Origin of the sequence: Xanthomonas sp. WHRI 6106 (assembly GCF_040202405.1) — a bacterium.
In the GTDB taxonomy this organism is placed as follows: Bacteria; Pseudomonadota; Gammaproteobacteria; order Xanthomonadales; family Xanthomonadaceae; genus Xanthomonas; species Xanthomonas cannabis.
Window position 1 is genome coordinate 1 of sequence record NZ_JBEGFC010000027.1, and the last position, 554, is coordinate 554.

Here is a 554-nt window from a genome sequence, read left to right on the forward strand (position 1 = left end):
GACGCAGCGCCGGAAGAAAAGGCGCGCGGCATCACGATTTCGACCGCGCACGTCGAATACGAATCCCCGACCCGCCACTACGCACACGTTGACTGCCCCGGCCACGCCGACTACGTCAAGAACATGATCACCGGTGCGGCGCAGATGGACGGCGCGATCCTGGTGTGTTCGGCCGCTGACGGCCCGATGCCGCAGACCCGCGAGCACATCCTGCTCTCGCGTCAGGTCGGTGTGCCGCACATCGTCGTGTTCCTGAACAAGGCGGACATGGTCGACGACGCCGAGCTGCTCGAGCTGGTCGAGATGGAAGTGCGCGAGCTGCTCAGCAAGTACGACTTCCCGGGCGACGATACCCCGATCATCCACGGTTCGGCCCGTCTGGCGCTGGACGGTGATCAGAGCGAGATCGGTGTGCCGGCCATCCTGAAGCTGGTCGATGCCCTGGATAGCTTCATTCCGGAGCCGACCCGTGACGTCGACCGTCCGTTCCTGATGCCGGTCGAAGACGTGTTCTCGATCTCCGGCCGCGGCACCGTGGTGACCGGTCGTATCGA

At 64.8% G+C, this 554-nt stretch carries 1 protein-coding gene; it reads left to right on the forward strand.

Annotation, left to right across the window (positions count from 1 at the left end; translation table 11 throughout):
• Positions 1-554 (forward strand): GTP-binding protein (locus ABQZ09_RS19850; protein WP_349777716.1); only part of this gene is annotated, 554 nt, incomplete at both ends.